Genomic DNA, 26,887 nt, shown 5'->3' with positions numbered 1-26,887 from the left:
TCACCCGTTCGGGCGAGGTACGGGGGGCGGTTCCGGTTTCGGGCGGTTATGCGGCAGGATCGGTGAATGGATCGCCTGCGTGATGTCCGGAGCCTCCCGAAGGCCCACCTCCACCTGCACTTCACCGGTTCGATGCGCCCCGCGACGCTGCTCGAACTCGCCGACAAGAACGGCATCCGGCTGCCGGAGGCGCTGAGCTCGGGCCATCCGCCGAAACTGCGGGCGACCGACGAACGCGGCTGGTTCCGGTTCCAGCGGCTGTACGACACCGCGCGGTCCTGCCTGCGCGACGAGTCCGACATCCGCCGGCTGGTCCTGGAGACCGCCGAGGACGAGCGCGCCGACGGCTCCCGCTGGCTGGAGATCCAGGTCGACCCGACCTCGTACGCGCCGCTGCTGGGCGGGCTGACCCCCACCCTGGAACTGATCCTGGACGCCGTCCGGGAGGCCTCCGAGGCCACCGGGGTGGGCATCCGGGTGCTGGTCGCCGCGAACCGGATGAGGTCGCCGATGGATGCCCGCACGCTGGCCCGGCTGGCCGTCCGCTACACCGATCAGGGCGTCATCGGCTTCGGCCTGTCGAACGACGAACGGCGGGGCCTGGCACGGGACTTCGACCGGGCGTTCGCGATCGCGCGGGCCGGCGGACTGCTGGCCGCGCCGCACGGCGGGGAGCTGGCCGGGCCGGGTTCGGTGCGCGACTGCCTGGACGACCTGGGCGCCGGGCGGATCGGCCACGGCGTGCGGGCCGCCGAGGACCCGCGACTGCTGCAGCGGCTCGCCGACCGGCAGGTGACCTGCGAGGTCTGCCCGGCCTCGAACGTCGCACTCGGTGTCTACGAGCGGCCCGAGGACGTCCCGCTGCGCGCCCTGTTCGAGGCCGGGGTGCCGCTGGCGCTGGGCGCCGACGACCCGCTGCTGTTCGGCTCCCGGCTGGCCGACCAGTACGCGCTGGCCCGCGAGTCGCACGCCTTCACCGACGCCGAACTGGCCGAGCTGGCACGGCAGTCGGTGCGCTCCTCGCGGGCGCCGGAGCACGTCGTCAAGGACCTGCTGGCGGACATCGACGCCTGGCTGGTGAACGAGCCCGCACCGGCGCTTTCGGGCCGGCGCGAGGCGGTTTCGCTCTAGAGACTGACGCCGACCATCACCGGCTCGTTGACGAGGTCCACCCCGAAGGCCGCCCGTACGCCGTCCCGCACCTCGCGGGCCAGTGCGAGCAGGTCCTCGGTGGTGGCGGAGCCGCGGTTGGTGAGGGCCAGGGTGTGCTTGGTGGAGAGCGTGGCGGGGCCGGCGCCGTGGCCCTTGCGGAAGCCCGCGTTGTCGATCAGCCAGGCCGCGGAGGTCTTGGTGCGACCCTCGCCGGCCGGGTAGCCGGGGGCCTTGAGTTCGCCCAACGTGGCGGTGAAGTCGGCGAATTGAGCGTCCGTCAGGACAGGGTTGGTGAAGAACGAGCCCGCCGACCAGGTGTCGTGGTCGGCCGGGTCGAGCACCATGCCCTTGCCGGCCCGCAGCCGCAGCACCTCGGCGTGCGCCTCGGCGAGCTTCACCCGCTGCTCGGCCTCGACGCCGAGCGAGCGGGCCACCTCGGCGTACTTCACCGGGGAGGACAGGCCGCCCTCGTCGGCGAGCCGGAAGCGGACCCGCAGCACCACGTAGCGGTCCGGGTCGGCCTTGAAGCGGCTGTGCCGGTAGGAGAAGGCGCAGTCGGCGCCCGCCAGCGTCACCGTCTCGTCGAGCAGGCGGTCGAAGGCGACGACCTCGGTGATGGTCTCGGCGACCTCCTGGCCGTACGCGCCGACGTTCTGTACGGGCGTCGCGCCGGCCGAGCCCGGGATGCCGGCCAGGAACTCGATGCCCGCGAGGCCCGCGTCTACGGTGCGGGCCACCGCGTCCGACCAGACCTCGCCGGCGGCGAGCTCCAGCAGGGTGCCGTCCAGGGTGAAGCCGGTGGTGGCGATCCGCAGGACGGTGCCGGGGAAGCCGGCGTCGGAGATCACCAGGTTGGAGCCGCCGCCGATCACCAGCAGCGGCTCGCCGGCCCGGTCGGCGGCGCGGATGGCGGCGACCACCTCGGCGTCCGTCTCGGCCGTCACCAGTCGGCGGGCGGGGCCGCCGAGGCGCAGCGTCGTCAACGGGGCCAGCGGTGCGTCCATCTGCTCAATCACCGCCCCAGCGTAACCGCCCGCCGGAACCCGGCGGGCGGTCGCTGCGGCGGGCCGGTTCAGGAGCGGGCGACCTCGGCGGCGGCCGGGACGGGGTGGTCGGCGACCTTCACCGGGACCCGCATGCCGTGCCGGCTCGGGACGAGCGCCGCGACTACGGATCCGGCCGCGACCACGGCGGCGCCGACCACCAGCGCGGGGACGATGCCGTCGGTGAAGGCGGTGGCACTGTCGTAGCCGCCCTGTGCGGAGAAGACGGCGGACAGCACGGCCACCCCGAGCGCCCCGCCGACCTCGCGCATCGCATTGTTGGCGCCGGAGGCGATGCCCTGCTCCGCGGGCCGGACGCTGGCCAGCACCAGGTTGGCGGTGGGCGCGAAGTACAGCGACATGCCGATGCCGCAGACCATCAGGATCGGCACCTGCTGCCCGTACCCGGCGGAGTGGTCGATCAGCAGGGCGTATCCGGCGAGCCCGAGGGCCTGCAGGGCGAGGCCGGCGACGACCAGGGGCCGACCGCCGATCCGGTCGGCGAGCAGTCCGGCGAGCGGGGCGACCAGCAGCGGCATGCCCGTCCACGGGAGCATCCGCAGGCCTGCCTGTTCGGGGCTGTAGCCGCCGACGCCCTGGAACCACTGGCTGATCAGGAAGGTCGAGCCGAACATGCCGAGGTACATCAGCAGGCTGGCCGAGTTGACGGCGCTGAACGCCCGGTTGCGGAACAGTCGCATCGGCAGCATCGGCCGCTGCGCCCAGCGCAGCTCGTACCCGACGAAGGCAAGCAGCAGCAGGACGCCGCCGATCAGCGAGGTGAGCACGAGCGGGTCGGTCCAGCCGTCGGGGTTGCCGCGGATCAGGCCGAGGACGATGCCGAACAGGCCGACGCTGACCAGCAGGGTGCCGGGGACGTCCAGCCGGGGGTTCTCGCCGCGGCTCTCGGCCAGCTTGGCGCGGGCGATCGGCAGCAGGGCCAGGCCGACGGGGACGTTCACCCAGAAGATCCACTGCCAGGAGAAGTGCTCGGTGAGGCTGCCGCCGATCAGCGGCCCGACCGAGACCGCAAGTCCGCCGACGGCGGACCAGATGCCGATCGCGGCACCGCGCCTGGCGGCGGGCACGGCGGCGGCCAGCAGGGTCAGGGTGAGCGGCATGGTGATCGCCGCGCCGGCACCCTGGACGGCGCGGGCGGCGATCAGCGCGCCGATGTTCGGGGCGAGCGCGGCGGCGGCCGAGCCGGAGGTGAAGACGGTCAGGCCGATCAGGAACATCCGGCGGCGGCCGAACCGGTCGCCGAGGGCCGCGCCGAGCATCAGCAGGACCGCGAAGGTCAGGGTGTAGGCGCTCACCGTCCACTCCAGGTCGGCGAGGCCGCCGCCCAGGTCGGCGCGGATCGCGGGCAGTGCGGTGGTGACCACCAGGTTGTCCAGCCCCGCCATGAAGCTGGCCGTGCTGACGACCACCAGGGTCCAGACGGCTTGCCTGTTCACGATGGATTTCCCCCTAGGTTGTGATTGATCAATAACTTTCGTGGGCCGAAAAAAGGGCGCGCCGCCACCCGGGCGGAGCGCCTCAGCAGCCCCCGGCCTGCTTGCCGTACCCCTCGAACTCGGCCCAGATCCGATGATCCTTCGGGTACCCCAGTCCTACCAGGGTGTTGATCAGCATGCCGTAGGCCATGAACTGGGTGGCCTCCTTGCGGCTGCCACCGATCCGCTCCTCGATCCGCTCGAACAGCCGCAGCCAGGCCGCCCGGGCCGTCTCGCCGACCTGGACGTCGCCGGTCGACTCCGCCGCGAACACCGACACGTACATCTGCATCTGCATCATGACCTGCTCGCGGTCCTCGATCAGATCCACGTACGCGCGCGACATCGCGTCCTGCGCCGCCTCCCCCGTCAGCCCCTCCGACGCGCGGTCGAAGACCCGCCAGGTCTCCTCGATGCAGTACTCGCAGGCCGCCTCGAAGATCGCCTGCTTGTTCGGGAAGAGCCGGAACAGGTACGGCTGCGAGACACCCACCCGACGGGCGATCGCCTCGGTGGAGGTGCCCCGGTACCCGCCCCGGGCGAACTCCACCATGGCCGCGCGGACGACGCTCTCGCGCCGCTCCTCGGCGGACATCCGGATACTGTTCCTGGCCATGCGGAAGAGATTAGTGATTGGCCAATAACTTTGGCAAGCGGCCGGAACCCCGGGCGCCCGGCAGGGCCCCGGGGGTACGTGCTCTCAGCCCAGCTGCACGACGGCCCGGGACATGCCCAGGACCTTCTGGCCGGCGCTGGTCGCCACCAGGTCCACCCGCACCCGGTTGTCGTCGAGCAGCGCGGCGACCTTGCCGGTGACCTCGATCACCGCGCCGACGCCGTCGTTCGGGACGACCACGGGCTTGGTGAAGCGGACGCCGTACTCGACCACCGCGGCCGGGTCGCCGACCCAGTCGGTGACCACCCGGGCGGCCTCGGCCATGGTGAACATGCCGTGCGCGATCACGTCCGGCAGGCCGACCTCAAGGGCGAACTTCTCGTTCCAGTGGATCGGGTTGAAGTCCCCCGACGCTCCCGCGTACTGGACCAGCGCGGCCCGGGTCACCGGGAACGACTGGGCCGGCAGCTCGGTGCCGACCTGGACCTCGTCAAAGCGGACCGCCACGGTCACTCCTCCCCGGCTTCGTCGGCGGCGCGCGCCACCAGCGTCATGATCGACGTCACCACGTGCTCGCCGCTGGTGTCGTGCACCTCGCCACGGACCGTCAGCACGTCGTTGCCGGCCAGCGACTTGATCGCGTCGATCGAGATCGTCACCGAGAGCCGGTCACCGGCCCGCGCCGGGCGGGAGTAGACGAACTTCTGGTCGCCGTGCACCACCCGGCTGTAGTCCAGCCCCAGCTCCGGGTCGTTCACCACCTGCGCCGCCGCCTGGAAGGACAGCATGAACGGGAAGGTCGGCGGGGCGATCACGTCCGGGTGGCCGAGCGACTTGGCCGCCTCGGCATCGGTGTACGCCGGGTTCGCGTCACCGATCGCGGCCGCGAACTCGCGGATCTTCTCCCGGCCGACCTCGTACGGCGCGGTGGGCGGGTAGGTCCGCCCGATGAACGAAGGGTCGAGCGGCATGGGCAACTCCTCCGGTGGTTCGACCTCGGCCGGTCCGGTCCGTCCGGCCCGTCCGGTCCGTCATGCAGAAATGACTCCAGGCCGCGCCCCGAGGTGGGGTGCGGCCTGGAGTCGAGGCAAAGTCAGCGGGTCTCGCGGTGCGCCGTGTGAGAGTTGCAACGCGGGCAGTGCTTCTTCATCTCAAGACGGTCCGGGTCGTTACGCCGGTTCTTCTTGGTGATGTAGTTCCGCTCCTTGCACTCCACGCAGGCCAGCGTGATCTTCGGGCGGACGTCGGTGGCAGCCACGGGAGTGCCTTCCTGGGACAACGAATAAGAACACAGACAAGAGTAGCCGATCGGGAGTTGCATCCCCCGATCGACTACGCGGAGTAGCGGTGACCGGACTTGAACCGGTGACACAGCGATTATGAGCCGCTTGCTCTACCAACTGAGCTACACCGCTTTGATGAGCGGAACCCCACCGAGGCGAGGAACCTTTCACCAGAGCCCCCATGCGGAATCGAACCGCAGACCTTCTCCTTACCATGGAGACGCTCTACCGACTGAGCTATAGGGGCGAACGAGGAAGAGATTACACGGTTCCGGGCCAGAGGTGAAATCCGTATCCGCGGCCGATCTCCGCAGGTCGGCGGGGCCGCACTGACGGCCCGTCGCCCGACACCCGTTCGAGCCTCGCCGCAACCGCAACGCCCTCCGCGAAGCCCCCTCGGGCCACGGACTCCACCGACACCGGGCGACGGCCCGGGGGCCGAGCGTCCCGGCCGGGCTCCCCCTCGGGCCTGTCCGGCCGATCTTGCCGGGCGCGCGAAGCCGGATCGTCCGCTCCCGGCCCTGGCGGGCCGGGAGGTGCCCCCCACGGGCGCGCCGCCGAACGTCCAAGTACACCCAGTACGAGGACGGTTCGCCGGCACGCCCAGCCGGGCGCCCGCCGCCGCGCGCTGATCCGACAGGATCGGCCGGACAGGCCCTAGGCTCGACCGTCACTGACCTCTCGCGGATGCGCCGCAGACCGGCCTCCGCAACCCGGCCCCAGGGCCGCCGGGCGGTCAACGGGACTGGAGGAAAACGGGCCGATGAGCGAACGCAGCGAGGGCGACCGCCCGCCGGCCCCCAACCCCCTCGGGCACGGGCCGGTCCTGCTGCTCACCGGAGCCCGGCTGGTCGACGGCCAGGTCGTGGACGTCCGGATCAGCGGCGACCGGATCCAGGCCGTCGGCACCGTCGGCAGCCTCGGCCCGCTGCCCGCGATGCCCGGCCAGCCCACCGTCACCACCGGCGCCCGCATCGACCTCTCCGGCTACCTGCTGCTGCCCGCCCCCGCCGAGCCGCACGCGCACTACGACAACGCGTTCTCCGCCGCCCTGCCCGGCCCTTCCCCGGACGGGCCCGCCGACCTGGTCCGCCGGGTCACCGAGGCCGCGCTCACCTCGCTCGGCTACGGGGCCACCGCCCAGCGCACCCACGTCCGGATCGGCGACGTGCACGGACTCGGGCGGCTGGAGGCCGTCCTCACGGCCCGTCAGTCGCTGCGCGGGCTCGCCGAACTCCAGACCGTCGCGATGCCCCGACTGCTCACCGGCCTGGCCGGCGCGGACGGCCGGGCCCAACTGCGCGACGCGCTCAAACTCGGCGCGGACGCGGCCGGCGGCTGCCCCGACCTCGACCCCGACCCGGTCGGCTACGTCCAGGTCCTGCTGTCCGCCGCCGCCGACGCCGACTGCCCCGTCGACCTGCACACCGACGCCGCCGACCCGACCCAGCTCGCCCGTCTGGTCGCCGCACTCGCCCCGCACCGGCCGCGGGTCACCCTCGGACCGTGCAGCGCGCTGCCGCCCGGCGGATCCACCGTCCTCGCCAACTCCGGGGTGCGGGTGGCCTGCCTCCCGCAGAACGGCGGCTGCACCGGCCTCGAAGGCCCGCCCATCGGGCTGCGCCCGTCCCTGGTCCGCGAGTTGGCGCACGCCCGGGTCGCCCTCACGGCCGGCGCGGGCAGCCTCCGCGACGCCGCCAATCCGGTCGGCCGGGCCGACCCCCTCGACACCGCCCGGCTGCTCGCCGCCGGCGGCGCGCTCTCCCCCGAAGCCGCCTACGACGCCGTCTCCACCCAGGCCCGCGCCGCCCTCGGCCTGCCCCCCGTCCGCGTCGACGCCGGCTTCCCCGCCGAACTCCTCGCCGTCCGCGGCGACAGCCTCGTCGGCGCCTTCGCCGGCGGCCACTCCCGCCTGGTCGTCCACTGCGGCCGCATCGTCTCCCGCACCAGCGCCGTCCGCGAGTTCGCCGACACCGTCGCCCTCGCCCTCCCCCGCCAGAACCACCCGGGCTGATCCCTCCGGACCGGCACACGAAACAGCCCCCGGTCTGCGTTTCCGCAGCTCGGGGGCTGTTTCACTATCCAGTGGCTGGTGCAGGGTTCGAACCTGCGTAGCTTGCGCGGCAGATTTACAGTCTGCTCCCTTTGGCCGCTCGGGCAACCAGCCAGGGATGGTGTCTCGCGGGGCACTGCCCCGTTCGACGTCGTAAACGATACCCGATGTTGGGGGGTGGTCCGCCACTCGTTTCATCACGTGATGATCAAGGTCGGGGCGCGAGCTGTTGCGGGCGGGCGTGCGGGGGGCTGGATAGGCTGGGGCGTCGCCCGCCGGAGGCGGGTGGCGCAGACCGTGCAGCCAGTAGTTCAAGGAGACCAACACCCATGGCCGACTCCAGTTTCGACATCGTCTCGAAGGTCGAGTGGCAGGAGGTCGACAACGCGATCAACCAGACCTCCCGCGAGATCGCCACCCGCTTCGACTTCAAGAACGTGGGCGCCGAGATCAAGCGGACCGGCGAGAAGATCGAGATGAAGGCCAACGGCGAGGAGCGCGTCCGGGCGATCCTGGACGTGCTGCAGACCAAGTTCGTGAAGCGCGGGCTGTCGCTGAAGGCGCTGGACGCGGCGGAGCCGCACCTGTCCGGCAAGGAGTACAAGATCTTCGCCGACATCAAGGAGGGCATCACCACCGAGGATGCCAAGAAGGTGGCGAAGATCATCCGCGACGAGGGCCCCAAGGGCGTCAAGGCCCAGGTCCAGGGCGACGAGCTGCGGGTCACCTCGAAGTCCCGCGACGACCTCCAGGCGGTCCAGAACCTGCTGAAGGGCAAGGACCTGGAGTTCGCCCTGCAGTACGTCAACTACCGCTGACGCAACGGCAGTAGCACCACCGGCCGGGCCGGCACGGGAGGGCGCACCGGAGAACCGGTGCGCCCTCCCGGCGTTCGCGGGCCCATCTGCCGTGCCAGGGTGGGGAGATGACACACGGCCTGCCCCTTCCCGACGGATGGCTCGCGCCGGCCGCTCTGGCGCCGCTCGACGGGAGCGAGGTCTTCCGGGGCGGCGACGCCGGTTCGGTGCTGGACTTCTGGCGGTACGCGATGCCCGACCTGCGGACCAACACCACCCGCGGGCTGCTCGCGGAGTTCCTGGTGCACCGGGCGGTCGGCGCGACCACCCGCAACCAGGAGTGGGAGAGCTTCGACGTGCCGGCCCCGGGCGGGCTCCGGATCGAGGTCAAGACCAGCGCCTATCTGCAGGTCTGGGGCCAGCGGGCGCTGTCGCGGATCCAGTTCTCCCGGCTGCGTGGACGCGTCTGGACTCCCGAGGAGGGCACTGCGGCGGAGCCCTCGTACAACGCCGACGTCTACGTGTTCGCCCTGCACACCGCTCTCAGCCACGCCGACTACGACCCGCTGGACGTCGCACAGTGGAGCTTCTACGTGACCTCCCGCGCGGACGTCGCGAACGGGCGGGACAGCGCCGGCCTCGCCACCGTGCGGCGGCTGTGCGGCGACCCGGTCGGGTACCGGGAGCTCGCCGGGCGGATCTCCGCGGTCTGATCCGGCGCGGCTCTCCGCAGTCCGACCCGGCCGGGCACCCTGCCAGCGGAATGCCAGCGGTCCGGCAGCGGGGTGCGGAAACGTCCGGGGTGCCGGGCGGGACGCTGCGACCGAGGGGCGCGGGCGACCGGCCGGCCGTTGGAGGGAGGGCGTTTCGGATGGCTCGTCGTGGGCGTGTTGCGTGGCGGTTGGGGGCGGGGGTCGCCGTGGCCGCGCTGCTGGGGGCGACGGCTCCGGCCGGGGCGGTGGCACAGACCGTGGCCCGGTTGGCGTGGACGGCGTGCGCGGAGGGCTTCCAGTGCGCGAGCGTCCGGGTGCCGGTGGACTACAGCGAGCCGCGCGGGGCCGGGCTCGATCTGGCGGTCGTCCGGCATCCGGCGGGTGATCCGGCGCACCGGATCGGGTCGCTGTTCTACAACCCGGGCGGTCCGGCCGTGCCGGGGACGGCGGCGCTGCCGCTGATGCTCGACCGGTTCCCGCAGGAGGTCCGGGACCGCTTCGACATCGTGAGCTTCGATCCGCGCGGCACCGGTGGCAGCGCTCCCGTCCAGTGCTTCGACGACCCGGCGGACGAGCAGGCCCTGCTGGCGGGCACCCCGGCCGGCTTCCCGGCGGGCGCGGCGCAGCAGCAGTCCTGGACGGACGCGTACCGCCGGCTGGGCCGGCAGTGCGCGACCCGGCCACTGGTGGCGCACCTGTCCACCGCGAACGTGGCCCGGGACCTGGACCTGCTCCGGCAGGCCGTCGGCGACCGGGACCTCACCTACCTGGGCTCCTCGTACGGCAGCTACCTCGGCGCGACCTACGCCAACCTGTTCCCGGGCCGGGTGCGGGCCATGGTGCTGGACAGCGCCCCGGACCCGGCGGCCTGGTCGACCGGGCGGGACGCAGACGCCGGCCTCGGGCCGCTGCTGCGCAACCGCAGCGACGTCGCCGCCGGGCGGGTGCTGGACGCCTTCCTCGACGCCTGCGGCCAGGCCGGCCCCGCCGGGTGCGCGTTCTCCGCCGGGACGCCCGCAGCCACCCGGGCCCGGTACGACGAGCTGCTGTCCCAACTGCGGGACCGGCCGGTGGTGCTCGGCGGCACCGCGTTCACGGAGGGCGCGACGGTGGAGGCGACGATCGTCTCGCTCTACGCCGCGGCTCCCGTCCCCGGCGTCCCCGGCACCGGTTGGGCGCAACTCGGCGCGCTGTTGCAGTCCCTGTGGACGGCGGGCGACGCACCCGACGCACCCCTGCCGCCGGTCGCCCACCCGTCGCCGGACCAGGCGCTGGCGGTGGTGTGCTCGGACAGCGCCCCGCCACCGGCCGACGCGCGGGCCGCGTCGGCACTCGCCCGGGCCCGCGCGGGCGCGGTCGGCCCCTGGTTCGCCTGGGCCGACGAGCGCTGCGCCGACTGGCCGGCCCGCGACGGCGACCGGTACGACGGCCCGTGGAACCACCGGACCGCCCGGCCGGTCCTGGTGGTCGCCAACACCGGCGACCCCGCGATGCCGTACGAGGGTTCGCAGGCGATGGCCCGTTCCCTGGGCCGGGCCGGGCTGCTGACGGTTGACGGTTTCGGCCACACCGTCCTGGCCAACCCGAGCGACTGCGCGGCCCGTTACGAGGCCCGCTACCTGCTGAACGGCGCCCTGCCCCGCCCGGGCACGGTCTGCATGCCGAACCAGCGGCCGTTCGACCGGAGCTGACGGCCGGCGGAACGGGCGGGGCTGAGGAACGCGGGACGACATCCCGCGACCGTTCAAGTCGCCGCCCGGAGCCAGGCCCGTGCAGTACGCCCGCCCGCGCGGCGGCCGCGCACTCCGAACGGAGGCCGGCCCCGGAGTCCCCGTCAGTCCGTCAGTCCGTCAGTCCGTCTCCTGCGCGAAGCCCTCCGGATCGGTCAGTGCCAGCCCGGAATCCCACGCGGCCCGGAACGCGGCGTCCCCGAGGGTGGCGGCGCAGGTGTTCAGGGCGGTGCGGAGCTCCGGGTCGCCGGCGTCGTGGCCGCCGCGCAGGGCGTAGGCGGCGGCCAGCGCGGTGGTGGCACGGGCGGGGTCGTCGAGGGCGAGGCGGTGTTCTGCCCAGGCCTCCAGGACGTCGGCGCGGACCGGGCGGTCCTGGCTGGTGGCGGCCAACTGGAGGGCGCTGCGGTGCAGTTCGGCGGCGGTGGCCCGGTCGTCGAGCTGCCGGTGGGTGCGGGCGAGGCCGGTGTGCGTCAGGGCGAGCAGGTGGAGGCGGGTGGGGGCGGTGGGACCGGCCGCGGGGAGTTGTTCGAGGCGGTGCAGGGTGTGCCGATGGGCGGCCAGCGCGGCGGTCGGGTCGCCGCTGCGGCGGGCGAGTTCGGCGAGTGCGTAGTGGGCGGCGGCCTGGAGGTGCGGGTCGTGGGCGCGTTCTGCGGTGGTGCGGGCGCGTTCGAGGTCGGCCCGGGCGGCGGCGAAGTCTCCGTTCCGGGTGTGGAGGCGCCCGGACAGCAGCAGCGCCACGGGTGCTTCGCCGGTGCCGCCCGTCCCGGTGTCGAGGAGGGCGGCTTCGTCGAGCGCGGCGAGCGCCTCCTCGGCCGCGCCGGTGACGGACAGCAGCGCGGCGAGCGTGACCAGGGCGAGGGCCAGCCCCCAGCGGTCGCCCAGGGCACGGAAGCCGTCCACCGCGGTGCGCACGCACGCTTCGGCGGGGGCGACCCGTCCCTCGCTCAACTCGACCCGCCCGAGCACGAGTTGAGCGGCGGAGCGGACCCACGGGTCGGTGTGCGCGCAGTACTGCCGCGCGGTCACGCCCGGCGGTCCGCCGGCGGCCAGCAGCAGGGCGGCGGCGAGGGCGACCGGGTGGTCGGCGTCCCGGGCGGCGGCGAGAGCCGGGCCGAGCGCCTCGGGCGGCAGGGCGGGGCCGGCGTCGCGGAGCGGTGCGGTGAGCAGGTCGAGGATCACGCACCGGGCGTGGTCCTGTTCGAGGCCGGGCGGCGGCGGGGTGGCGCCGTGCGCGGCGAGGGCGGCGGCGGCCTGTTCGCCGGCCTCGTGGGCGCGGCCGCGCATCAGCCAGGGCCAGGTGCGGGCGGCGGCCAGCCGCAGGGCGTGGTCGGGCGGTCCGGCGGTGACGGCGCGGTGGAGTGCGGCGTCGAGGTTGTCCTGTTCGGCGTCGAGGCGGGCGAGTTCGGCGGTCTGCCGGTCGGTCCGCAGCAGGGGTTCGGCGTGTTCGGCGAGGTCGAGGAAGCAGCGCAGGTGGGCGGCGGCGGTGCGGTCGTGCTCGCCGGCCTCGGCGAGCCGTTCGGCGGCGTGCGCGCGGACGGTCTCCAGCAGCCGGTAGCGGACCGGGCCCGCTCCCCAACCGGCCGTCACCAGCAGGGACTTGTCGGCGAGCCCGGACAGCAGGTCCTCGACGGCGGCGGAGTCGGGGGCCGGTCCGGTGGGCCAGTGGGCGGCGCAGACGGTGTGCGCGTCGCCGAGGGTGGCGCCGCCCGCGAAGACGGAGAGCCGGCGCAGCAGGACGCGTTCGTCCCGGTCGAGCAGGTCCCAGCTCCAGTCGATGACGGCGCGCAGCGTGCGGTGCCGGTCGGGTGCGGTGCGCGGGCCCCGGTCGAGCAGGCGGAGGCGGTCGTGCAGGCGGGCGGCGATCCGGTCGGGGGTGAGGGTGCGCAGCCGGGCGGCGGCGAGTTCGAGGGCGAGCGGGAGGCCGTCGAGGGCGCGGCAGATCCGGACGACGGGTTCGGCGGTGTCGTCGTTCAGCGTGAAGTCGGGGCGGGCGGCGGCGGCCCGTTCGACGAAGAGGGCGACGGCGGGGTGCGCGAGGGCCTGCTGCGGGGTGCTGCCGGGTTCGGGGACTGCGAGCGGCCGGACCGGCCAGAGCGTCTCGCCGGGGACGCCGAGCGGTTCGCGGCTGGTGGCGAGCACGGTGAGTCGGGGCGCGGCGGCGAGCAGGCGGTGGGCGAGCCGGGCGGCGTCCGCGATCAGGTGTTCGCAGTTGTCGAGGACGAGCAGGACGTCGCGGCCCTCCAGCGCGCGGACGATTCGCCCGGTGGTGTCGCCGGGCGGTTCGCCGGTGGGCAGGCCGCCGGTGAGCGCCCCGGTGTCGGCGGGGCGGCACAGTGCGCTCAGCACGGCCCGGGCCGGCCCGTCGGGGCCGTCGGCGCCCGCGAGTTCGACGAGTCGGACGTCCGCGGGGGCGGGGGCGGGGTCGGCGGCGGCGGCCAGGGCGAGGCGGGTCTTGCCGACGCCGCCGGGCCCGGTGAGCGTCACCAGCCGGGAGCGGCGCAGGCGGTCCCGGACGGCCGTCAGGTCGGCGTCCCGGCCGATCAGCCCGGAGAGCTGGGCGGGCAGCCCGGAGAACGGCACGGGCAGCGCGGCGCTCTCGACCGGGGCGGAGACCGGCGCGGCGAGCAACACGGCGAGCGGCGCGGCGAGCGGCGCAGCGGCCGGGGCGGACGTGCCGCCCAGGACGTGCAGGTGGGCGTCGCGCAGTTCGGCGGAGGGGTCCGCGCCGAGCTGCTCGGCCAGCGTCTGCCGGGTGCGGTCGAACACCTCCAGCGCGGCGGCGCTCTGGCCGTTGGCGTGCAGGGCGCGGATCAGGCGGGCGGCGGTCCGTTCGCGCAGGGGGTGGTCGACGCGGAGTCCGGTGAGCTCGGCGACCAGGCGGGGCGGCGCGTCCGGGTGGCCGAGCGCGAGCAGCGCGTCGGCGCGGTCCTCGACGGCGGCGAGGCGCAGTTCGGCGAGTCGGGCGGCGGGGGCGGCGGCGAATTCGGCGGCTGCGGCGTCGGCGAACGGTGCTCCGCGCCAGAGGTTCAGGGCCGCGTCCAACTCGGCTGCGGCGCGGGCGTGTTCGCCGGCCGCGAGGGCGGCCCGTCCGGTGGCGGCGCGCTGTTCGAACTCCCAGGCGTCGACGTGCCGGCGGGGCAGGTCGAGCAGGTAGCCGGCGGGGTGCGAGCCGATCGCGGTGCGGTCCTCGCCGAGTGTGCGGCGCAGCCGGGACACCAGCGACTGCACGGCGCCGACGGGTTCGTCGGGCGGGGTGTCGCCCCAGAGGTCGTCGATCAGCCGTTCGCGGGTGACCACCCGTCCCGGGTCGAGGGCGAGCCGGATCAGCAGCAGCCGCAGCCGGGCGCCGCCGGGCCCGTCGGCCGGCCCGTGGTCGTGCACCAGTTGCAGCGGCCCCAGAACGTTGATCCGCACCGTGTCCGCCCCCGTTCGCCCGCCCGACGGTGATCATTCTCGCGCGTCCGGCGGGGGCATCCACGGCCGGTCCCGGTCAGTCCTCCGGCGGGGCGGTGCGGTGGGCGTCCAGCGCGGCGGTGACGTCGGGCAGGGCCGTGGCGGGGATGTCGAGGGCGTGCAGGATCCGGGCGAGCGGCGCGCCGTCGGCGGGGGTGAGCGGGCCGAGGGTGATGTGGCCGTCGTACCAGAGGGCGGCGCGCCGACCGGTGGGGTGTTCGGCGTCGATCTCGGCGAAGGCGATCGGTGCGGCCTTGGACCAGCCGGCGATCCGCCGGGCGAATCCGGAGGGAAATCGTTTGAAGTCGTAGTCGGGCGCGTTGGACGGCTGTTGCAGCGCGTCGTGGAGTGCGTCCGTCATTGGGACCATTGCCAGCCCGTGGGGCAGGCGGGTGATCCGCGCGATCGGAAGTTCGGCCGCCACGACGGTGATCAGCTCATCGGTGGCGATCAGGGCGTTCAGTTCGTATGGCACCACCCCATTCTCCGTCCCAAAAGTCATCAGGTCTGGAAAACAATCGAACTGGCTATCCATCCGATATACCGGGCATGAACGTATCAAGTACGCGCGCCCGCCGACGCGGTGCGGCAGAGTGGTCCGGGTGACCCGCACTCCCCGGCCCCGCCCGACCCCCGAACAGCTCGCCGCCGCCCAGGACACCACCATCCCGGACGTGTCCGGGCCGGGCCTCACGGTGCTGTTCTGCGGCATCAACCCCGGCCTGTGGTCGGGCGCCACCGGCCACCACTTCGCCCGCCCGGGCAACCGCTTCTGGCCGGCCCTGCACCGATCCGGCTTCACGCCACGGCAGTTGGGGCCCGAGGAGCAGGACGAGCTGCTCGCGCTGGGGCTGGGCATCACCAACGTGGTCGCCCGGACCACCGCGAAGGCCGCCGAACTGACCGCCGAGGAGTACCGGGCCGGCGGCGAGGCACTGGCCGCCCGGGTGCGGCGGCTGCGGCCGCGCGCCCTCGCGGTGCTCGGCATCGGCGCGTACCGGGCCGCGTTCGGCCGTCCGAAGGCGGCGGTCGGCCGGCAGCCGGAGGGCATCGGCGACACCGAGGTCTGGCTGCTGCCGAACCCGAGCGGGCTGAACGCGCACTACACGCTGGACGGGATCGCCGCCGAGTTCCGCACCCTGCGCGAGCACCTGGCGGCGTCAGCCGTCGAGTAGCGCCCGCTCGAAGCGGTCGCGCTCGCGCAGCACGTACGCGGCGTCGGACAGGTACATCAGGTGGTGCCCGTCGGCCAGGTGCGAGGCGAACGCGGCGCTGCCGGCGGCGGCTTCGGCCCGCATGTGGTCGACCAGCGCGTGCAGCCGGGCCGCGATCGCGTCCACCAGCCCGGCCCGCCCGGCCGCGTCGAGCCCGTACGCGTCGCAGAACTCCCGTGCGCGGGCGGCCTGTTCGTCCGGGGTGCCGAAGCCGTCGGCGTTCCCGGGGGCGGTGGTGGGCGTCCAGCGGTAGACCGCGTACGCGACGTCCCACAGCCGGGGGCCGGGGTGGACGGTGTCGAAGTCGATGACGCCGACCACCTGTTCGCCGTCCAGCACGCAGTTGTGCGGGGCGTAGTCGCCGTGGCAGACCACCTCGACGGGTTCGCGGACGGGCAGCATCCAGCCCTCGGCCGTGTATCCGGCGGTGGCGTCGTGCAGGGCCCGCAGCACCCGGGCCGCGCTCAGCAACGCGGTGCGGGAGGCGGCGGCGGGGGTGGCCGGGTAGTCGGAGACCTCGCCGGGCAGGAAGTCGAGGATCTCCCGCCCGTCCGCGGTCAGGCCGTGGAACGCCGGCGCGGCGGTGAACCCGTTCGCCCGCAGGTGCCCGAGCAGCCCGTGCACGGCCGGAGACCAGGGCCCGGTCGGCCGCAGCACGCGATCACCGACCCGCTCCACCCGGTTGACGCCGCCGACCAGGATCTCGCGCTCCGCCATGCACCCGCTCCTCCGCCGCCACAGCCTTCCCGGACCGGACGGTTCTACCCCGGCCCCGAGCGGCTGCCAACCGCTTTTCCGATCAGCGGGCGCCGAAGCCCTCGTCGGAGCTGACCACCTCGCGGCCGAGCGGGGTGAGCGAGATCGGCACCATCTTCAGGTTCGCCCAGCCGAACGGGATGCCGATGATCGACAGGAACAGCGGGATGGACGTGACGATGTGACCGATCGCCAGCCACCACCCGGCGAACACCAGCCAGATCACGTTCCCCACGCAGGACGGCGCCCCGGCGTCCGCCCGCACCACGGTGGTCCGGCCGAACGGCCACAGCATGAACCCGGCCAGCCGGAACGACGCGATGCCGAACGGGATCGTCACGATCAGCACGAAGCAGATGATCCCGGCGAGGGCGTACCCGATCGCCATCCACAGGCCGCAGAACAGCAGCCAGATGACGTTGAGCAGGAAGTTGATCAGCTTCATGCCTCCAGCGTCCCACGGTCGGCCCGCACCGGTCGACCCCTCGCGACGCCGCATCACGCAGTTGATTCGATCAGGCTCTGATAACAAGTGTTCAAATATTGCCGCGATTCACTCCATCAGGGAATGGCGCGCCCCGATTCCGACAGTGAATGATTTCGTCTCGCCCGAGCCGCGCAATTTCGCGCGGGATTGCGCAGGGCCACCCACCGGAGCCCCTCCGGACACTCGGAGGGGCTCCGTCGGCGCGGCCCCCATCAACAGGAGGTGCCTGGTATGAGCGAGTACACCAACGGCATGGCGGCGGACCTGATCGAGGCGAAGACGCCCTGGGTGAAGGCCCGGCGCAGCTCGAACGTCGGCCAGTGCGTGGAGATGCGCAAGATGGACGACGGCCGGGTCGCCGTCCGGCACAGCCTGGACCCGTCGGGGCCGGCGCTGATCTTCAGCATCCAGGAGATCGCCGCATACCTCGACGGAGCACGTAACGGCGAATTCGATCACATGGCCATCTAATCGCACTAGCTGACGACTTTCCATTTCATGGGCTTGTCGCCACGTCCCCCTTGGATCAGCTATTCTCTCCTTCCCAAAAAGGTTGGAATAATTGGCTCAGGGGGGATTTCATGTCCGCAACCGGACGTGATGGGGACAGCGGGAACATCGTTCCGTTCCGGCGACCGCAGCCCGAAGTGACCGAGGGCGATTCCTGGCCGCTGCCGGCCCTGCTGCTCGGCGCACGGCTGAAGACGCTCCGCGGCCGCCGACCGCAGAACTCGCTGGCCAAGAAGACCGGCTACTCCCCCACGCTCTACTCCCGGATCGAGGCGGGCGCGGTCCGGATCGACAAGCCCGAGGCGATCGCGCTGATCCTCAAGGAGCTGGGGGTGCCGGCCGGGCCGGAGTTCGACCAGCTGATGAGCCTGGCGCGGGACGCCTCCGTCCCCGGCTGGGCGTCCTCGTTCCGCACCGCCTACCGGGACGCGGTGCCCGAGTCGATGGTGCGGCTGAGCGAGCTGGAGAGCCGGGCCACCAGCCTCTACTCGGTGGAGACCGCTTTCGTCCCGGGCCTGCTGCAGAGCGACGCCTACCGCACGGCGGTCACCGAATGGACCCTGCTGCCCAGCCAGCGACGCCTGGCGGAGCGGGTGGTCGAACTCCGCACCGAGCGGACCCGCCGGTTCTTGGCCGCGAAGCCGCCGAGCTCGGTGTTCTTCCTCCGGGAGAGCGTGCTGCGCCAGGTGATCGGCTCGCGCGAGCTGATGGTGGAGCAACTGGAGCTGCTGCTCACCTACGCCGAGACGTCCCGGATCGGCGTGCGCATCATCCCGATGGATCTGCCGCTCGCCCTGCAGGTGTCCTCGGTGACGCGGCTGGACTTCGAGGACCAGCTCTTCGCGGTGCCGTCGGTGATCTACAACGAGTGGGCCGGGCGCGGCGACTACTACCGGGGCCCGCTCGACGGCGAAACCTCCTCCGACGAGTTCCGGGACTTCCGGTTTGTGATCGACACGGCCGCGCGCCTGGCACCGGGCCGCGAGGACAGCCGCCGCCTCATCACCGAGGCTCTGAAGGCCCACCGCTCACACCTGTAGCCCGCCCGCTCACTCCACGGTGGCCAGCCCGCCGAACTCGACCCAGTCATCGTCGACCCGGCGGATCTGCGGCACGTCCTCGGGCATCCACCGCGCGACGTCCAGCAGCCCCGGCTCCTGGACGGTCAGCCGGTCGACGTCGAAGAAGCGCCGGACCTCCTCCTCCGTCCGCACCCGCCCCCACCGTCCCCCGGTCCGCTCGGCCATCAGGCCGGTCACCTGCCGGCGGATCCGGGCGCTCCCACTGACCAGCTGGCAGGCCACCACCACGCTGCCCGCCGCCAGTTGACGCACCGTGCGCTCGATGACCGCGCGCGGGTCCTTGCTGTCCGGGAGGCAGTGCAGGACGGAGACGAACAGCGCGGCGACCGGCAGCGAGAAGTCGATCCGGCCCTGCACGCCCGCCCGGATGTCCTCGGTCTCCACCAGGTCGGCGGGCAGGATCGTCACGTTCGGGTTCTCGTCCAGCAGGGCGCGCCCGTAGGACAGCACCATCGGGTCGTTGTCGATGTAGACGACCTTGCAATCCCTGTGCACGGCCTGGGCGACCTGGTGCACGTTCTGCCGGGTCGGCAGGCCCGAGCCGTGGTCGAGGAACTGCCGGATGCCGTACCGGGTGGCGATGTGCCCGACTGCCCGGACCAGGAACGCCCGGTTGCTCCGGGCCAGTTCGCGGGCGCTCGGCGCGATCCGCAGCAGTTCCTCGCCGGCCAACCGGTCGGAGTCGTAGTTGTTCCGGCCGCCGAGCAGCCAGTCGTGCATCCGCGCCGTACTGGGCCGGTCCGGGTCGAACTGCGGAAACGCTCCTGCGCTCTCGGTCACGCCACTGACCCCCATGCTCGAACTCCGCTCCGCCGCAGCAATTCTGATGGAACGTCACATCTTTGACGGCACGCGGCATGCGAAAGTACTCGCAAGGGTGAAACAACCCTTGCGAGTATGGCGAAGCATGGCGAATGCAGCCCCGTCATGCGCTACGGAGCCGCGCGCCATGCGCCCGGTTCAGGCCTCGGCACCCTCCGTCCCGCCATCGGCCAGCAGCCTCCTCGCCGCCATCAACTGGACGTGCAGCTGCGGCTCGTGGAGCCCCATCAGCCCGGCCGCCTCGCGCGGCGCCATACCGAGCCGCTGGTGCAGCAGCGCGGCGTCGGCGACCCGGTCGGGCAGCGCCCGGTGCAGCCGGTCCAGCCGGAGGTCGCCGGTCTGCCGGCCGGCGAGCGTGACGCTGTCGCACAGCACCCGCCAGGTGAACGCGGCCGGGTCGTCGTGCAGCGCCTGCGTCCAGCTCAACTCGGCGCGGCGCAGCACCTGTTCGACCACCCGACAGGCCAGCACGCCGTCGCCGAGCCGGGCCCGGGCGTACGCCTGGTAGCTGTGGCGGTGGAGTTGGACGAACGCGGCGTAGCCGGAGTCGGCTGTCGCCGGTGTGCGCGAACGGGACACCCGGGGCTCCTTCGACATCGGCCCAGTTCGGGCGCGGGCGCGGCGGGGTGGGGTGGGGTGGATCAAGCCGTGGCTCAAGCTGTGGCTCAAGCGGCGGATCGAGCAGTGGGTCAAGCAGTGGGTCAAGCAGTGGATCGAGCGGGTGGCGCACGCCGGGACGTGCGCCACCGGGTCAGCGCAGGTCGACCCAGGACCACTCGACGTAGGCGTCCCGGCAGAGCCGCAGCAGGCCGAGCACCAGCGCGGCGCGCTCCCACTCGATCGGGCCTGCGGCGGAGACCGCCCAGACCAGCACCGGGACCACCAACAGGGCCCGCAACCGGGCCGCACCACGGACGGCGCGAAGTCTGCGCAATCCCACGCCCGGGCCGTCGGCCCTGCTAGCGTGGGCAACTTCGGGAAGCGTCGAGCATTCCCGGGAGGGTCGGTCATTCACAGGTGTGCTACCTCCTCTGATCGGCCCGCACCGCCTCGTCCGGTGTGCCAGCACCGGGCGGGGCAGCCCCGCTCCCGGGGGTGGCCTTGCAGCAGAATCTACCGGCCGCGAGCGGCCGATCTGCCGTCAATTGAGCTGCGCAATCCCCCCGGTTGAGCGTTCGACGATCACCGCCCCGAAACGGTCGAACTGTGCTCGAATTCGGCCGATCCGCCCCTCTGCCGGGCAGGCCGAAAGGCCCGCCCCGGCCGGGGCGGGCCGCTCGAACGCGCTCAGGTGAGGAGCTTGTCCTTGGCGCGCCGGTACTCCTCGTCGGTGAGCGCGCCGCTGTTGCGGAGCTCGGCCAGCCTGGCGAGGTCGTCCACGTGCCCGGTGGCGGCCGGCGGCTTGTCGCCGCCCTCGGCGGGCGCGGTGCCGGCGGCCTTGCGGATGTAGGCCTGGAAGGCGGCGTCGGCCTGTCTGGCCTGGTCGACGTCGCGTTCGTGCATGGAGCCGCCGCGGACGATCAGATAGACCAGGACGCCGATGAAGGGCAGCAGGATCACCAGGATCGTCCAGCCCGCCTTGGCGCCGCCGCCCATGTCCTGGCTCCGGAAGATGTCCGTGATGATCTTGAACAGCAGGAAGAACCAGAGGATCCAGAGGAACAGCTCCAGCATCGTCCAGAAAATGTTGAGCAACGGATAGTCCATGACGCTCCGATCCCGCGCACAGTCAGCCGGAACGCCCCTGCGCCTCGTGCGGCACAGGGACGAAACGATTCGTATCACCGTGAAACGGGCATCGCATGTCGGGCGTCAGGGGACCCGGTCCGGGTTGTTCTGCAGCCGGTCGAACTCGGCGAAGTCGGGGTGGTGCAGGTCGAACGCCGGGGATTCGGAGCGCACCCGCGGCAGGGTGACGAAGTTGTGGCGGGGCGGCGGGCAGGAGGTCGCCCACTCCAGCGAGCGGCCGTAGCCCCACGGGTCGTCGACGGTCACCCGCGGCGCGTGGCCGGCGGTCTTCCACACGTTGTAGAGGAACGGCAGGGTGGACAGGCCCAGCACGAACGAGCCGACGGTGGAGACGGTGTTCAGCGTGGTGAACCCGTCCGAGGCCAGGTAGTCGGCGTACCGGCGCGGCATGCCCTCGGCGCCGAGCCAGTGCTGGACCAGGAAGGTGGTGTGGAAGCCGACGAACAGCGTCCAGAAGTGGATCTTCCCGAGCCGTTCGTCCAGCATCCGGCCGGTCATCTTCGGCCACCAGAAGTAGAAGCCCGCGAACATCGCGAACACCACCGTGCCGAACACCACGTAGTGGAAGTGCGCCACCACGAAGTAGCTGTCGGAGACGTGGAAGTCGATCGGCGGGGACGCCAGCAGCACACCCGTCAGGCCGCCGAACAGGAAGGTCACCAGGAAGCCGACCGACCAGAGCATCGGCGTCTCGAAGGACAGCGAGCCGCGCCACATGGTGCCGATCCAGTTGAAGAACTTCACCCCGGTCGGAACGGCGATCAGCAGCGTCATGAAGGAGAAGAACGGCAGCAGCACCTGCCCGGTCACGAACATGTGGTGCGCCCAGACGGTGATCGACAGGCCGGCGATGGCGATGGTGGCGGCGATCAGGCCGGAGTAGCCGAACATCGGCTTGCGGCTGAACACCGGAATGATCTCCGAGACGATGCCGAAGAACGGCAGCGCGATGATGTACACCTCGGGGTGGCCGAAGAACCAGAACAGGTGCTGCCAGAGGATCGCCCCGCCGTTCATCGGGTCGAAGACGTGCGCGCCGAACTTGCGGTCGGCCTCCAGGCAGAGCAGCGCGGCGGCCAGCACCGGGAAGGCCATCAGCACCAGCACGGCGGTCAGCAGCACGTTCCACACCAGGATCGGCATCCGGAACATGGTCATTCCCGGGGCCCGCAGGCAGATGATCGTGGCGACGAAGTTGACCGAGCCGAGGATGGTGCCGAAGCCGGAGAACGCCAGACCCATGATCCACATGTCGGCGCCGACGCCCGGCGAGTGCACGGCGTCGTTCAGCGGCGCGTAGGCGAACCACCCGAAGTCCGCCGCCCCCTGCGGGGTGACGAACCCGGCGACCACGATCAGCGAGCCGAACAGGTAGAGCCAGTACGCGAAGGCGTTCAGCCGGGGGAAGGCCACGTCGGGCGCGCCGATCTGCAGCGGCATGAACCAGTTCGCGAAGCCCGCGAACAGCGGGGTGGCGAACATCAGCAGCATGATCGTGCCGTGGATGGTGAACAGCTGGTTGAACTGCTCGTTGGAGAGGAACTGCGTCCCCGGGCGGGCCAGTTCGGCCCGCATCAGCAGCGCCATCACCCCGCCGACCAGGAAGAACGCGAACGAGGTGACCAGGTACAGGGTGCCGATCTGCTTGTGGTCGGTGGTGGTCAGCCACGTCACCAGCACACGGCCCCGGCGGGGGCGGTTGGCGCGGCCGAAGCGGCGTCGCGGCGCCGGGGGGACGGTTGGACCGGTCAGGCCCAGTTCGGCATCGCTCGGCAGTATCGTCACCGCACCGCACCTCCGGCCTCGGGTCTGGCAGTGCGTCCAGCACTACCAGCGGGACCCGAGGCCCGGGCGGACGCTCGCCGGGCCCTCCCCCGAAGGGCTCATCGGCCGGCCGGAGGGCTCAGCGGCCCGCCATCCGCTCCAGGCGGTCGATCCGCTCGCGCATCGGCGGGTGGGTGGAGAACAGCTTCGCGCCGACCTCGCCGGGCCGGAACGGGTTGGCGATCATCATGTGGCTGGCGGTCTGCAGCTGCGGCTCGGGCGGCAGCGGGAGGCGCTGGGTGCCGGCGTCCAGCTTGCGCAGGGCGCTGGCCAGGGCCAGCGGGTCGCCGGTGATCCGGGCCCCGTCGGCGTCCGCCTGGTACTCGCGGGAGCGGCTGACGGCCAGTTGGATCAGGCTCGCCGCGATCGGCCCCAGGATCATGATCAGCAGCATGCCGAACAGGCCCGGGCCCTCGTCGTCGTCGGAGCGGCCGAACGGGATCAGCCAGGCGAAGTTCACCAGGAACATCACCACCGAGGCCAGCGCGCCGGCCACCGAGGAGATCAGGATGTCCCGGTTGTAGACGTGGCTGAGCTCGTGGCCGAGCACCCCGCGCAGCTCCCGCTCGTCCAGCAGCTGCAGGATGCCGTCGGTGCAGCAGACCGCGGCGTTGCGCGGGTTGCGGCCGGTGGCGAAAGCATTCGGCGCGGGGGTGGGCGAGATGTACAGCCGGGGCATCGGCTGTCGGGCGGCGGTGGAGAGCTCGCGGACGATGCGGTACAGCTGCGGTGCCTCGATCTCGCTGACCGGGCGGGCCCGCATCGCGCGCAGCGCCAACTTGTCGCTGTTCCAGTACGCGTAGGCGTTGGTGCCGAGCGCGATCAGCAGCGCCACCAGCAGACCGGTACGGCCGAAGAAGCTGCCGATCACCAGGATCAGCGCGGACAGACCGCCGAGCAGAACGGCCGTCCGCAATCCGTTGTGGTGGCGGTGCACTGCGGGCCCTCCTGTGGTGCCGGGGAGGCCGGTGGAGCAGCCTCCTTCTGCCGGGATCAACGCGCCGAGCTGGCCCGATCGTTCCCTCCGGCATTCGACCACAGGTCAGAACAGGCTGCCCGACACCACCTGCAGCACCAGTTGCGGAGCCACCGACAGCACCACCGCGCCGCTCGCCGCGAGGCCGAGCGCGGCGGTCAGCGAGGCCGGAACGCGCGGCACGGCGACGTCTGCGGAGGTGGACGGCGCGAACAGCAGGGCGGTCCACTTCAGGTAGTAGGCGAGCGCGATCACCACGTTCACCGCCATCACCACGGCCAGCCAGCCCAGGCCGGCGTCGACGGCCGCCCGGAACACCACGACCTTGCCGAACAGCCCGACCACGCCCGGCGGCAGGCCGGCCAGGCAGAGCAGGAAGAACGCCAGCGCGAACGCCGCCCAGCGGTTGCGCGAGGCCAGCCCGCGGAACGACTCCAGCCGGCCGGTGCCGCCGACCAGCGCGACCACGCCGAACGCGCCCAGGTTCACCAGGCCGTAGATCAGCGCGTACGCCACCGTCGCGCCCAGCGGGTCGGCGGAGTCGGCGTACCCGGCGGCGGCCAGCGGCACCAGCAGGTAGCCGGCCTGGCCGACCGAGGACCAGGCGAGCAGCCGCACCGCGCCGTACGGGGTGTCGGCGCGCTGGCGCAGCGCCGCCGCGTTGCCGACCGTCATGGTCAGCGCGGCCAGCACCGCCAGCACCAGGCCCCAGGTGTGGCCGTACGGGCGGAAGGCGACGGTGGTGACCAGCGCCAGGCCGGACAGGCCCGCGGCCTTGCCGACCACCGACAGGTAGCCCGCCACCGGCAGCGGCGCGCCGACGTAGGTGTCGGGCACCCAGAAGTGGAAGGGGACGGCGGCGGTCTTGAACGCGAAGCCGACCAGGGTGAGCACCGCGCCGGCCTCGGCCAGCGGCTTCAGCTGCCCGGGGGCGTGCGCGAGGCCGTCGGCGATGCCCTGAAGCTGGATCGTTCCGGCGGCGGCGTAGACGAAGCTGACGCCGAGCAGCATCACGGCGGTCGCGGTGACGGAGGAGAGGAAGAACTTCAGCGCGCTCTCCGCGCCCCGGCCGTCCCGGCGCAGCGCGACCAGGGCGAACGCGGGCAGGGTGGCGACTTCCAGGGCGATCACCAGGGTGGCGAGGTCGCGCGCGGCGGGCAGCAGGGCGGCGCCGCAGGCGGAGGAGAGCAGCAGGAACCAGTACTCGCCGCCCGGCAACTTCTCGTCCTCGACGGTGTGCAGGGAGAGCAGCACGGTCAGCAGCGCGCCGCCGAGGGCGAGCAGCTGGAAGGCGAGCGCGAAGTGGTCGGCGGTGTAGGAGCAGCCGCCGCTCTTGAAGCAGAACGTGGAACGGGTGTCGCCGAGCACCAACGGCAGCAGCATGGCCAGCGCGGCGAGCAGGCCCGCGGCGCTCAGCCACCCGAGCAGGCGCTTGCGGGCCTCGGGCAGGAACAGGTCGGCGACCAGCACGGCGAGGGCGGCGAGCGCGGCGATCAGCGGCGGGGCGATGGCCACCCAGTCGACGGACTGGATCAGGCCGCCCGGGTCGGCGACGGCGAGCGGAGTCATGAGGGGCTGCCCCAGGTCGTGAGTGGTGGTCATCAGCCGCTCCCGAGGAGGTGCTTGACGGCCGGGTCGGAGAGGCCGAGCAGCAGCGCCGGCCACAGGCCGGCCACCAGGGTGAGCGCGGCGAGCGGCGTCCAGCTGGCGGCCTCGTAGCCCTGCAGGTCGGCCACGTCGGCGACCGGGGCGGGCTGCTTCGGGTCGCCCATGCAGACCCGCCGGACGACGACCAGCAGGTAGGCGGCGGTCAGCAGGGTGCCGAGACCGGCCAGCACCATGTAGGTGACGAACGCGGGCCGGGACAGGCCGTCGGCCGGGTCGAACGCGCCGTACATGGCGAGCAGCTCGCCCCAGAAGCCGGCCAGGCCGGGCAGGCCGAGGCTGGCGACGGCGGCGAACGCGAGCAGCGCGCCGATCCGCGGGGCGCGGCCGTACAGCGCGGCGCCGGTGGCCCCGGCGAGGGTGTCCAGGTCGGCGGTGCCGTAGCGGTCCTTGACGGCGCCGACCACGAAGAACAGCAGGCCGGTGATCAGGCCGTGCGCGATGTTGGCGAACAGCGCGCCGTTCAGGCCGGTCGGGGTGAGCGAGGCGATGCCGAGCAGCACGAAGCCCATGTGGCCGACCGAGGAGTACGCGATCAGCCGCTTCAGGTCGCCCTTGGCGCCGGTCCGGGCGAGGGCGAGGCAGGCCAGCGAGCCGTAGACGATGCCGACGGCGGCGAACGCGCCCAGGTAGGGCGCGTAGGTGGCGGTGCCGTCGGGGACGATCGGCAGCAGCACCCGGACCAGGCCGTAGGTGCCCATCTTGAGCATCACGCCGGCCAGCAGCACCGATCCGACGGTCGGCGCGGCGGTGTGCGCGTCGGGCAGCCAGGAGTGCAGCGGCCAGGCGGGGGCCTTGACGGCCAGGCCGACCAGGATGGCCAGCGCGGCGATCAGCTGGGTGGTGTGCGAGAGCCCGGAGCCGTGCGCGTCGGCGAGCTTCACCATGTCGAAGGTGCCGGCCTTGACGCCGATCAGCAGGAAGCCGAGCAGCATCACGGCGGAGCCGAGCAGGGTGTACAGGATGAACCGGTTGGCCGCGGCGACCTTCTGCCCGCTGCCCCAGCGGGAGATCAGGAAGTACATCGGGATCAGCACGATCTCGAAGGCCAGGAAGAACAGCACCAGGTCGAGCACCGCGAAGGTGGCCAGCATGCCGGTCTCCAGCAGGAGCAGCAGGCCGGTGAAGGCGCGGCCGCCGGGGCCCGCCGGAAGCTTCTTCAACGAGTACACGGCGCACAGGAAGGTGAGCAGCGCGGTGAGCACCAGCAGCGGCAGCGAGATGCCGTCCACGCCGAGGTGCAGGCGCACGTCCAGCGCGGGGATCCAGGACACGTCGGTGACGGCCTGCATCCGGCTCGGCGCGCCGTGGTCGAACCCGGCGGCGAGGGCGATCGCCAGCAGCAGGGTGCCGCCGGTGACGGTGGTGCCCAGGCGCAGCGCCCGCCGGTCGCCGATCGGGGCGAGCATCAGGGCGGCGCCGAGCAGCGGCAGGGCCAGGAGGGCGATGAGGACCGCGTTCATCGG

General features: G+C 72.7%; 26 protein-coding genes and 3 tRNA genes. 8 read left to right on the top strand and 21 right to left on the bottom strand.

Annotation, left to right across the window (positions count from 1 at the left end):
• Window positions 1-66: 66 nt before the first annotated feature.
• Complete coding sequence (locus tag AMK19_RS03360; protein ID WP_073807880.1) at window positions 67-1,131, top strand: adenosine deaminase; 1,065 nt, start codon at window positions 67-69, stop codon at window positions 1,129-1,131.
• Here AMK19_RS03360 and AMK19_RS03355 read toward each other — a convergent pair.
• The 8 genes from AMK19_RS03355 to AMK19_RS03320 all read right to left on the bottom strand — a co-directional run bounded on the left by AMK19_RS03355 (window position 1,128) and on the right by AMK19_RS03320 (window position 5,837).
• Window positions 1,128-2,168, bottom strand: a complete 1,041-nt coding sequence (locus AMK19_RS03355) for a UDP-N-acetylmuramate dehydrogenase (protein ID WP_073807878.1) — start codon at window positions 2,166-2,168, stop codon at window positions 1,128-1,130. The two genes, AMK19_RS03360 and AMK19_RS03355, sit on opposite strands and share 4 nt — an antisense overlap.
• Window positions 2,169-2,224: 56 nt before the next feature.
• Window positions 2,225-3,601, bottom strand: a complete 1,377-nt coding sequence (locus tag AMK19_RS03350; protein WP_241844242.1) for an MFS transporter — start codon at window positions 3,599-3,601, stop codon at window positions 2,225-2,227.
• A 133-nt stretch (window positions 3,602-3,734) separates the two neighbouring features.
• Window positions 3,735-4,307, bottom strand: coding sequence for a TetR/AcrR family transcriptional regulator (locus AMK19_RS03345; protein WP_241844209.1), 573 nt, complete (start codon window positions 4,305-4,307; stop codon window positions 3,735-3,737).
• An 84-nt stretch (window positions 4,308-4,391) separates the two neighbouring features.
• Window positions 4,392-4,820 carry a MaoC family dehydratase gene (locus AMK19_RS03340; RefSeq protein ID WP_073807874.1) on the bottom strand — a complete coding sequence of 143 codons (429 nt, stop codon included), beginning with the start codon at window positions 4,818-4,820 and terminating at the stop codon, window positions 4,392-4,394.
• The gene (locus AMK19_RS03335) at window positions 4,817-5,278 is read right to left on the bottom strand and encodes a MaoC family dehydratase N-terminal domain-containing protein (protein ID WP_073807873.1); all 462 of its coding nucleotides are present in this window, start codon (window positions 5,276-5,278) and stop codon (window positions 4,817-4,819) included. The genes AMK19_RS03340 and AMK19_RS03335 overlap by 4 nt, the downstream gene beginning before the upstream one ends.
• A gap of 122 nt (window positions 5,279-5,400) precedes the next feature.
• Window positions 5,401-5,565, bottom strand: coding sequence for a 50S ribosomal protein L33 (gene rpmG, locus AMK19_RS03330; protein ID WP_006604855.1), 165 nt, complete (start codon window positions 5,563-5,565; stop codon window positions 5,401-5,403).
• An 84-nt stretch (window positions 5,566-5,649) separates the two neighbouring features.
• Window positions 5,650-5,722 (bottom strand) — tRNA-Met (locus AMK19_RS03325).
• 42 nt (window positions 5,723-5,764) lie between these two features.
• Window positions 5,765-5,837, bottom strand: a tRNA-Thr gene (locus AMK19_RS03320).
• A gap of 516 nt (window positions 5,838-6,353) precedes the next feature.
• Between AMK19_RS03320 and AMK19_RS03315 the strand changes: the two genes are divergently transcribed.
• Complete coding sequence (locus AMK19_RS03315; RefSeq protein ID WP_073807871.1) at window positions 6,354-7,604, top strand: hydrolase; 1,251 nt, start codon at window positions 6,354-6,356, stop codon at window positions 7,602-7,604.
• 72 nt (window positions 7,605-7,676) lie between these two features.
• Here the strand turns inward: AMK19_RS03315 and AMK19_RS03310 are convergent.
• Window positions 7,677-7,757: transfer RNA gene (locus tag AMK19_RS03310), tRNA-Tyr, on the bottom strand.
• Between the two features lie 215 nt (window positions 7,758-7,972).
• Between AMK19_RS03310 and AMK19_RS03305 the strand changes: the two genes are divergently transcribed.
• The 3 genes from AMK19_RS03305 (at window position 7,973) to AMK19_RS03295 (ending at window position 10,844) form a co-directional block, all read left to right on the top strand.
• Window positions 7,973-8,461 carry a YajQ family cyclic di-GMP-binding protein gene (locus AMK19_RS03305; protein WP_073807870.1) on the top strand — a complete coding sequence of 163 codons (489 nt, stop codon included), beginning with the start codon at window positions 7,973-7,975 and terminating at the stop codon, window positions 8,459-8,461.
• A gap of 107 nt (window positions 8,462-8,568) precedes the next feature.
• Window positions 8,569-9,153: a hypothetical protein gene (locus tag AMK19_RS35815; RefSeq protein WP_073807868.1), complete on the top strand. Its 585-nt coding sequence runs from the start codon at window positions 8,569-8,571 to the stop codon at window positions 9,151-9,153.
• A gap of 158 nt (window positions 9,154-9,311) precedes the next feature.
• Complete coding sequence (locus tag AMK19_RS03295; protein WP_073807867.1) at window positions 9,312-10,844, top strand: alpha/beta hydrolase; 1,533 nt, start codon at window positions 9,312-9,314, stop codon at window positions 10,842-10,844.
• 159 nt (window positions 10,845-11,003) lie between these two features.
• Here AMK19_RS03295 and AMK19_RS37915 read toward each other — a convergent pair whose 3' ends face one another.
• Window positions 11,004-14,297, bottom strand: coding sequence for an AfsR/SARP family transcriptional regulator (locus AMK19_RS37915; RefSeq protein WP_073807865.1), 3,294 nt, complete (start codon window positions 14,295-14,297; stop codon window positions 11,004-11,006).
• A gap of 76 nt (window positions 14,298-14,373) precedes the next feature.
• Window positions 14,374-14,811, bottom strand: coding sequence for a hypothetical protein (locus tag AMK19_RS03285; protein ID WP_143200020.1), 438 nt, complete (start codon window positions 14,809-14,811; stop codon window positions 14,374-14,376).
• Window positions 14,812-14,938: 127 nt separating this feature from the next.
• Between AMK19_RS03285 and mug the strand changes: the two genes are divergently transcribed.
• On the top strand, window positions 14,939-15,511 hold the full coding sequence (gene mug, locus AMK19_RS03280; RefSeq protein WP_073808353.1) for a G/U mismatch-specific DNA glycosylase: 573 nt from the start codon (window positions 14,939-14,941) through the stop codon (window positions 15,509-15,511).
• Here the strand turns inward: mug and AMK19_RS03275 are convergent.
• Window positions 15,497-16,267 carry a phosphotransferase enzyme family protein gene (locus AMK19_RS03275; RefSeq protein WP_073807862.1) on the bottom strand — a complete coding sequence of 257 codons (771 nt, stop codon included), beginning with the start codon at window positions 16,265-16,267 and terminating at the stop codon, window positions 15,497-15,499. The genes mug and AMK19_RS03275 overlap by 15 nt on opposite strands.
• An 82-nt stretch (window positions 16,268-16,349) precedes the next feature.
• Window positions 16,350-16,751, bottom strand: coding sequence for a YccF domain-containing protein (locus tag AMK19_RS03270; protein WP_073807860.1), 402 nt, complete (start codon window positions 16,749-16,751; stop codon window positions 16,350-16,352).
• 273 nt (window positions 16,752-17,024) lie between these two features.
• On the opposite strand from AMK19_RS03270, the gene AMK19_RS03265 reads away from it, so the two are divergent.
• Window positions 17,025-17,264 carry a DUF397 domain-containing protein gene (locus tag AMK19_RS03265; RefSeq protein WP_073807859.1) on the top strand — a complete coding sequence of 80 codons (240 nt, stop codon included), beginning with the start codon at window positions 17,025-17,027 and terminating at the stop codon, window positions 17,262-17,264.
• Window positions 17,265-17,440: 176 nt separating this feature from the next.
• Window positions 17,441-18,343 (top strand): helix-turn-helix domain-containing protein, encoded by a 903-nt coding sequence (locus AMK19_RS03260; RefSeq protein ID WP_073807857.1) that lies wholly within the window; start codon window positions 17,441-17,443, stop codon window positions 18,341-18,343.
• A 9-nt stretch (window positions 18,344-18,352) separates the two neighbouring features.
• Here AMK19_RS03260 and AMK19_RS03255 read toward each other — a convergent pair whose 3' ends face one another.
• The 8 genes from AMK19_RS03255 to AMK19_RS03225 form a co-directional block, all read right to left on the bottom strand.
• Window positions 18,353-19,165 carry an SAM-dependent methyltransferase gene (locus AMK19_RS03255; protein ID WP_274536946.1) on the bottom strand — a complete coding sequence of 271 codons (813 nt, stop codon included), beginning with the start codon at window positions 19,163-19,165 and terminating at the stop codon, window positions 18,353-18,355.
• Between the two features lie 180 nt (window positions 19,166-19,345).
• Window positions 19,346-19,786, bottom strand: coding sequence for a hypothetical protein (locus tag AMK19_RS03250; protein ID WP_073807854.1), 441 nt, complete (start codon window positions 19,784-19,786; stop codon window positions 19,346-19,348).
• A 172-nt stretch (window positions 19,787-19,958) separates the two neighbouring features.
• On the bottom strand, window positions 19,959-20,105 hold the full coding sequence (locus tag AMK19_RS35810; protein ID WP_158071858.1) for a hypothetical protein: 147 nt from the start codon (window positions 20,103-20,105) through the stop codon (window positions 19,959-19,961).
• Window positions 20,106-20,494: 389 nt separating this feature from the next.
• Window positions 20,495-20,914, bottom strand: coding sequence for an SHOCT domain-containing protein (locus tag AMK19_RS03245; RefSeq protein WP_073807852.1), 420 nt, complete (start codon window positions 20,912-20,914; stop codon window positions 20,495-20,497).
• 105 nt (window positions 20,915-21,019) lie between these two features.
• Window positions 21,020-22,636, bottom strand: coding sequence for an aa3-type cytochrome oxidase subunit I (gene ctaD, locus AMK19_RS03240; RefSeq protein ID WP_241844240.1), 1,617 nt, complete (start codon window positions 22,634-22,636; stop codon window positions 21,020-21,022).
• Between the two features lie 223 nt (window positions 22,637-22,859).
• Window positions 22,860-23,717: a zinc metalloprotease HtpX gene (htpX, locus tag AMK19_RS03235; RefSeq protein WP_073807850.1), complete on the bottom strand. Its 858-nt coding sequence runs from the start codon at window positions 23,715-23,717 to the stop codon at window positions 22,860-22,862.
• 105 nt (window positions 23,718-23,822) lie between these two features.
• Window positions 23,823-25,325 (bottom strand): NADH-quinone oxidoreductase subunit N, encoded by a 1,503-nt coding sequence (locus AMK19_RS03230; protein ID WP_073808350.1) that lies wholly within the window; start codon window positions 25,323-25,325, stop codon window positions 23,823-23,825.
• 32 nt (window positions 25,326-25,357) lie between these two features.
• Entirely contained in the window at window positions 25,358-26,884 is a 1,527-nt protein-coding gene (locus tag AMK19_RS03225; protein WP_073807848.1) for a complex I subunit 4 family protein, read from the bottom strand.
• Window positions 26,885-26,887 lie beyond the last annotated feature (3 nt).

It is taken from the genome of Kitasatospora sp. CB01950 (assembly GCF_001905465.1).
Classification (GTDB): domain Bacteria; phylum Actinomycetota; class Actinomycetes; order Streptomycetales; family Streptomycetaceae; genus Kitasatospora.
Note: the sequence above shows the minus strand (reverse complement) of the source record. Positions and strands in the feature narration are given on the sequence as shown.